Origin of the sequence: Streptomyces poriferorum, from assembly GCF_019399235.1 — a bacterium.
Taxonomy (GTDB): domain Bacteria; phylum Actinomycetota; class Actinomycetes; order Streptomycetales; family Streptomycetaceae; genus Streptomyces; species Streptomyces poriferorum.
Map to the genome: position 1 here is coordinate 1 of NZ_JAELVH010000341.1, position 6,988 is coordinate 6,988.

Consider the following 6,988-nt stretch of genomic DNA (forward strand, 5'->3'; position numbering starts at 1 on the left):
GGCTGGGGCGGGGCCCGGAACGGCAGGGCCCGGACGTGAGGTGGCAGCGGCGTGGGTGACGGGCGATGGCGGACAGCCGGAAGCGCCCTGATGCGAGTGATCGTGGTGTGGGGGGTCTCGACGATCACCCTGCTGGCGCTCGCCGGGATTCTGCCGGACTTCCAGCTCCAGTCGGACGACGGCGACAGCGTGACCAAGACCGCGTTCACCGCGGCGTGGGGCGCGGGTGCGTTCGGTCTGCTCTCGGCACTGGTCTGGCCGGTGCTCGTACGGGCCCTGCTCATCGTGCCGGCCTTCGTCCTCGGCATGCTGGTCTTCTTCCTCAACGGCTCGCTGCTCCTGATCGCGCTGTGGCTCATCCCGGACGGGCGGGGTGCCGCCGCCCCGGAGACGGCCGTCGTCGTCGCGGCCGTCATGTCCGCCGTCGCCTCCGCGACCTCCACGGCCCTCGCCGTCCATGACGACCAACGCCGCCGCCGCCGCAGCGGCACGGGCGGTGCGGACGGCGAAGGGCCGCCCGGCACCGTCTTCATCCAGCTCGACGGCGTCGGCCACGACGTCCTCGCACAGGCCGCCGCCGACGGCATCATGCCGACCGTCGCGCACTGGCTGTCCGACACCGAGGGCCACCGGCTCACCCCGTGGCGCACCGACTGGTCCAGCCAGACCGGTGCCAGCCAGCTAGGCATCCTGCACGGCAGCAACCACGACGTCCCCGCCTTCCGCTGGTACGAGAAGGAGACCGGCGACGTCATGGTCTCCAGCAGACCGGCGAGCGCCCTCGAACTCCAGCGCCGCGCCATCGTGCGCACCCACGACGGCGGACTGCTCACCGTGGACGGTGCCAGCCGCGGCAACCTCTTCAGCGGCGGCGCCGACCAGCTCGCCCTCGTCCTGTCCATGGCCGCCCGGCGTGGCAAGGGCCGCCGCTCCCGGGCCGGCTACTTCGCGTACTTCTCGGACCCCGCCAACGCCGTCCGTACCGCGCTCTCCTTCGTCGCCGAGGCCGGACGCGAGATAGGCCAGTCGACCCGGGCCCGGATCCGTAAGGAGACACCCCGGATCAAGCGCGGCGGGCTCTACCCCTTCATCCGTGCCTTCGCGACCGTCGTCGAACGCGATGTGGTGGTGTCCGCCGTCATCGGCGACATGTTCGGGGGACGGACCGCCGTCTACGCCGACCTCGTCGCGTACGACGAGGTGGCCCACCACTCGGGGCCGCGCAGCCGGGACGCCGAGAAGGTCCTCGCCCGGCTGGACCGCTCGCTCGCCCTGATCGTCAAGGTCGCCGAACACACGCCGCGCGACTACCGCGTCGTGCTCCTGTCCGACCACGGACAGAGCCCGGGGGAGACCTTCGCCGGAGCGTACGGGCTGACGCTGAAGGACCTGGTGCGGGCGGGCAGCGGATTGCCGGTACCCCGCAGGGCCCAGCGCACGCGGAGCGGCTCCGAGGCGCGTGACGCGGTCCGGACCGCGCTCCACCGGCCGGTCGCCGGCGGCGAGGAGAAGCAGCTGACGAAGGCCTCCGACCCGGTCGTCCTGGCCTCCGGCAACCTCGGCCTGATCTCCTTCCCCGACATCGACGGCCGCGCCTCGCAGGAACAGCTCGACCGCCGCCATCCCGCGCTGCTCGGCACGCTCGCCAACCACCCCGGCATCGGCTTCCTGCTCGTGCACAGCGAGCGCGACGGATCGGTGGTCCTCGGGCGGGACGGCGCGCGGATCCCCGTGGCGGAGCTGAAGGACGGACAGGGCCCGCTGGCCCCCTTCGGCCCCGGCGCGGCCGACGCGATCCGGCGCACCGACACGTTCCCGCACGTCGCCGATGTGATGGTCAACTCGATGTACGACCCCGCAACCGGCACGGTGCACGCCTTCGAGGAACAGATCGGTTCCCACGGCGGACTCGGCGGCGAGCAGTCCCGGCCGTTCCTGCTGTGGCCGCGCGACATGACGGACCCGCTGGACGCGGTCGCCGCCGAGGGCGGTCGACGGGCGGCGGAACTGGTCGGCGCGGAAGCCGTGCACCGGGTCCTGAGGCGCTGGCTGCGCGAGGTCTCGGGGCCGCAGGTGCCGGTGCGGACGACTGACGCGGTACGGGGCGCCGGTGACGGCCTCCCCGGCGAGGAGGAGGACGCGGGCACCGGCGCGGGGGGCTGACCGCACCCGGGCCCGGTCAGGCCGACTGCCGCCGGACCAGCGTCGGATGGAAGATCACCGAAGGGGCCGGAGTGCCCGGCTTGCCGATCTGCTTCAGCAGCAGCCGGGCCATCTCCGCGGACATCTCCTCCACCGGTTGCCGCACCGTTGTCAGCGGCGGGTCGCAGGCCAGGGCCGCACTGCTGTCGTCGAACCCGACGAGGGCCACATCCCGGGGAACGTCCTTGCCGGCCCGCAGCAGCACCGGAACGGCGCCCAGAGCCATCAGGTCCGACGCGATGAACACCGCGTCCAGGTCCGGCCGGTCCGCGAGCAGCCGCCGCATCGCCGCCGCGCCGCCCGCATGCGTGAAGTCGCCCTCGGCGGCCGCCACGTCCCGGATACCGTGGGCGGCGAGCGCGTCCAGGAAACCGGTGAGCCGTGCCTGACCGGCCGGCATGTCCTGCGGGCCCGACACGGTGCCGATCCGGTGACGGCCCAGCGAGGCCAGGTGATCGGCCGCCAGCTGGGCTCCGGCCCGCTGGTCCGCCTCGACGTAGGTGATCGGCGTCGGCCTGCGCGGCTGCCCGGCGAGCACGGCGGGCAGCCGCGTGTCGTGCAGCAGCCCCGGGAGCGGGTCCTCGGCGTGCGACGAGATCAGGACCACCCCGTCGACATGCCCGTGGCGCAGATAGGACAGCAACTGGTCGCGGGACTCCTGGTCGTCCGCCAGCATCAGGACCAGCTGGATGCCCGCCGGACGCAGGACCTCCAGCAGTCCGCTGACCACCCGCCCGAAGTACGGGTCGGAGAACATCCGGCCGACGAAGGGCTCGGACACGGTGCGCCGCTCCCGTTCCGACACGACGAGCGCGATCGAGTCGGTGCGCCGGGTCACCAGCGAGCGGGCCGCACGGTTGGGCACGTACCCCGTGGTACCCACCGCCTCCTCGACCATTCGCCGCAGCGCCGGATCCACGGTGGTCGCCCCGTTGATCACCCGGGACACCGTCGCCCGCGACACCCCGGCCACCAGCGCGACGTCCTCCAGCGTGGCGGGACGGGCGGGCAGGGGCACGTCGGCAGTCATGCAGTCTTTATACCGGGTGGTACGAGCGGCGCGGAAACGGCCGTGGACGCCTTGGGCGTACGGTGACCGGTGCGTCACCCGGTGCGTGACGACAGGCCTGCGAGCCGGTCGAGTTCGGCCCTGCGGGCCGACACCAGGGCGGCGGCGAGCCGCCTGGCGTCCGGGCGGGTGCCGGCCTTCGTCTCGGAGCGCGACACCTGCGCGGACTGGCGCAGATGGTCGCCGATCTGCGCCACGAGAAAGCGGTCGAAGGCCCCGCCCTCGACGGTACGGGCCCGCGCGAGATCGTGCTCCGTCACCATTCCCGGCATGTCGTGCCCCTCGTGCACATTGGTGTCCGGCAGCCCCATTCGGGCCAACAGCGCTCGTAGCCGCGCGAGTTCGCCGTTCTGTGCCGTGCGCAGGGCGGCCGCCCAGCTCCGTGTGCGGGAATCGACGGCCCTGTTCCCGGCGAGCGTCAGCAGCACGACGGCCTGCTCGTTCATCGGTGTCATCAGCTGGACCCAGGCGGCATCCGTCGGATCGGCCGGGACGGAGAGCGGGGGAACGGACGCGGTGGCGCTCGGCCGGGCCGGCCGCCCGGCGTCCGCCGGGGCCGCACAGCCGGCCAGCAGGAGGAGCAGCGACAGTGCCGCGGTGGTGCGGGCCGAATTCATCACGAGGTCCTCGGGGAAGGGGCCCGCCCCGGGACGCGCTGTCCCGGGACGGGCGTCGGACGGGTGCCGGCCGGTCAGGGGGTGCCGTCGGCACCGCACTTCACGATGGCGTTGATGCAGTCGCGGACGCGCTGCGCCATCTCGGCCTCGGGCCACACGTTGAAGAAGTCGCCGTGCATCGTGTAGCCCCGGCCGGACGCCAGCCGCAACCGGGCCGGGTCACCGTTGACGGGGTACCGCAGTACCTGGCGGAGCTTGGGAACCGGCACCGGGTGGGTCGACGGGCAGTCACCGCCGACGGGGTACGCCATGTGGCTCTTGTGGTCGGCCGAGTCGAGGTCCCGGCCGTTCCAGCACTGCGGGAAGTCCAGATACGACTCCAGCATCGCGCCCGCCGGACAGTTCACGAAGTCGTGGGACGGGTTGACCTCGCCGTGGTGCAGGCACGACCAGCGCGAGATCGTGTTGTCGTCGGGACCGGTCGCCTTCGCGTTCCCCGCGACGATGCGCAGACCGCGGGGGAAGGGCTGGATCCGCCGGATGACGTCGTCCCGGACCCCTTCGCCCAGGTAGTAGAAGGTCGTGCCGGTGGGTTCGACCTCCTTGGCGCCGTCGTACAGGGTCGGCACCCAGTAGGACGACAGGTCCGTGTCGGGGGCGCAACTGGTCCTTGCCTTCTCCAGGGAGGCGAGGTCGGAGTTGCCGTTCGTCGAGTCGTTGCCGAAGAAGCTGTGCATGTGTGACGCACCGGGCAGGCCCGGGAAGACGATCGGGTCGTCGGGGGCCCGGTGGGTGTACGGGCACTCGGCGAGGAACTCGGCCACCCGTACGACGTCCGCCCTGGAAGCGGTCGGGGCCGCGGCCGCCGTGGTGGGTCCTGCGGACGCGTTGCCGTTGGTGGCCTGGAGGAAGGACAGGGCGAGCGCGGCGGCGACGAGCGCCGCGGTGCGGTATCGCCGGGGTGTTCCGCGGTGGGTTTCTTCGCCGGTGCGTCGATGAGGGAAGAAGAGCACGGCACTCCTGTTCGGGGGAAGTGGGGTTCCTTTGACGGTGCGAGAGAGCGCTCTCTCGGAGGAACGTAGAAGTGTGTCTCGGGCATGTCAATAGAGGGCGTGGACCTGCAATTCCCTTCCATCTGAACCTAGTTGAGGCTCCGCCGACGTGGGAGAGCGCTCTCTTGGGTGAGGTATCGACGGATGGCACCGCATAGGGGACGGGCGGTGGTCCGCGGCAACCTCCGGGCGGGCCGCGGAGGCCATGACCAGGGCGTTGTCAGTGGTGGACGGCAAGATGGTGGCCATGACGAACTCAGCTGTTGTGCTCGCCGATACCGCCGCCTACGCCGCCGCGGTCGAAGAGGCGTCGCAGGCCGCCGCCGCGTACTACGCCACGGGTGAGAGCGTGCTCGACGACGATGCGTACGACCGGCTGGCGCGCGGGATCGCCGCATACGAACAGGACCACCCCCAGGAGGTGCTGGCGGAGTCGCCGACCGGCAAGGTGGCCGGTGGCGTGGCGGTCGGGGACGTGCCGCACACGGTCCCGATGCTCTCGCTGGACAACGTCTTCTCGGCCGAGCAGTTCGCCACCTGGACCGCCTCGCTGGAGCGCCGGATCGGCCGGCCGGTCACCGCCTGGAGCGTCGAGCCGAAGCTCGACGGGCTCGCGGTCGCGGCCCGTTACCGCGCCGGCCGGCTTGAGCGGCTGATCACCCGTGGCGACGGCACCGCCGGCGAGGATGTGTCGCACGCGATCGGCACCGTCGTCGGACTGCCCCGGCAGCTCGCCGAGCCGGTCACGATCGAGATGCGCGGCGAGATCCTGATGACGGCCGAGCAGTTCGAGCAGGCCAACACGCTCCGCACGGAACACGGCGGCGCGCCCTTCGCCAACGCGCGCAACGGGGCGGCGGGCACCCTGCGCGCCAAGGACCGTCCCTACACGGTGGAGATGACGTTCTTCGCGTACGGCGCACTGGCGCTGCCCGACTCGGGGGAGCTCACCGCCAAGCTGGCCGAGCTGCCCCACAGCGAGACCCTCGGATACGTGGCAGGCCTCGGTGTGCACACCGCGGCGGACACGGCGGTCGCGCCGCGCACCGTGGCCACGGTCGAGGACGTCCAGGCGCGGGTGGAGGAAGTGGCCTCACTGCGGGCTTCGTTGCCCTTCGGCATCGACGGCATCGTCATCAAGGCGGACCTCGCCGCCGACCGGCGCGACGCCGGATCCGGTACCCGGGCACCGCGCTGGGCCATCGCGTACAAGCTGCCGGCCGTCGAGAAGGTCACCCGCCTGCTCGGCGTCGAGTGGAACGTGGGCCGTACCGGCATCATCGCCCCGCGCGCCGTGCTGGAGCCGGTCGAGATCGACGGATCGACCGTCAGCTACGCCACCCTGCACAACCCGGCCGACATCACCCGCCGTGATCTGCGGATCGGCGACCATGTGATGGTCTACAAGGCCGGCGACATCATTCCCCGCATCGAGGCCCCCGTCGCCCATCTGCGGACCGGGGACGAGCAGCCGGTCGTCTTCCCCGAGGCGTGCCCGCAGTGCGGTTCCGAGATCGACGCCAGCGAGCAGCGCTGGCGCTGCGTCCGGGGCCGCGACTGCCGTCTGGTGGCCTCCATCTCGTACGCGGCGGGACGCGACCAGCTCGACATCGAGGGCCTCGGCGCGACCCGGGTGGTCCAGCTCGTCGACGCCGGACTGGTCGCCGACTTCGCCGACCTGTTCACCCTGGAGCGGGACCAGCTGCTCGCTCTGGAACGGATGGGCGAGACCAGCACGGACAACCTCCTGGCCGCGATCGACGCGGCGCGCGCACAGCCGCTCTCCCGGGTCTTCTGCGCCCTCGGTGTGCGCGGCACCGGGCGCTCCATGTCCCGCCGGATCGCGCGCTACTTCGCGGACATGGACCGGATCAGAGCCGCCGACGTCGAGACGCTCCAGCGGGTCGACGGCATCGGCAAGGAGAAGGCCACCGGCGTCGTCGCGGAGCTGGTGGAGCTGGCCCCGCTGATCGAGAAGCTGGTCGCGGCCGGGGTCACCATGACCGAGCCGGGCGCGACCCCGCCGCCGGAGCCGGGCGAGGAGAGCG

The 6,988-nt window shown here is 72.3% G+C and carries 5 protein-coding genes; 2 read left to right on the plus strand and 3 right to left on the minus strand.

Going from position 1 to position 6,988, the window contains the following annotated elements:
- The first annotated feature begins 51 nt into the window (after positions 1-51).
- Positions 52-2,163, plus strand: coding sequence for a phage holin family protein (locus JGS39_RS35115; RefSeq protein ID WP_219573811.1), 2,112 nt, complete (start codon positions 52-54; stop codon positions 2,161-2,163).
- A 16-nt stretch (positions 2,164-2,179) separates the two neighbouring features.
- On the opposite strand, the gene JGS39_RS35120 is transcribed toward JGS39_RS35115, so the two are convergent.
- The 3 genes from JGS39_RS35120 to JGS39_RS35130 form a co-directional block, all read right to left on the minus strand.
- Positions 2,180-3,232, minus strand: coding sequence for a LacI family DNA-binding transcriptional regulator (locus tag JGS39_RS35120; protein WP_219573813.1), 1,053 nt, complete (start codon positions 3,230-3,232; stop codon positions 2,180-2,182).
- Positions 3,233-3,306: 74 nt separating this feature from the next.
- Positions 3,307-3,888, minus strand: coding sequence for a DUF305 domain-containing protein (locus JGS39_RS35125; protein WP_219573815.1), 582 nt, complete (start codon positions 3,886-3,888; stop codon positions 3,307-3,309).
- 74 nt (positions 3,889-3,962) lie between these two features.
- Complete coding sequence (locus tag JGS39_RS35130; protein WP_219573816.1) at positions 3,963-4,901, minus strand: DUF1996 domain-containing protein; 939 nt, start codon at positions 4,899-4,901, stop codon at positions 3,963-3,965.
- 277 nt (positions 4,902-5,178) lie between these two features.
- Here JGS39_RS35130 and ligA point away from each other — a divergent pair.
- Positions 5,179-6,988: NAD-dependent DNA ligase LigA (gene ligA, locus JGS39_RS35135; RefSeq protein WP_219573817.1), on the plus strand; the 1,810-nt coding region annotated here is incomplete at its 3' end.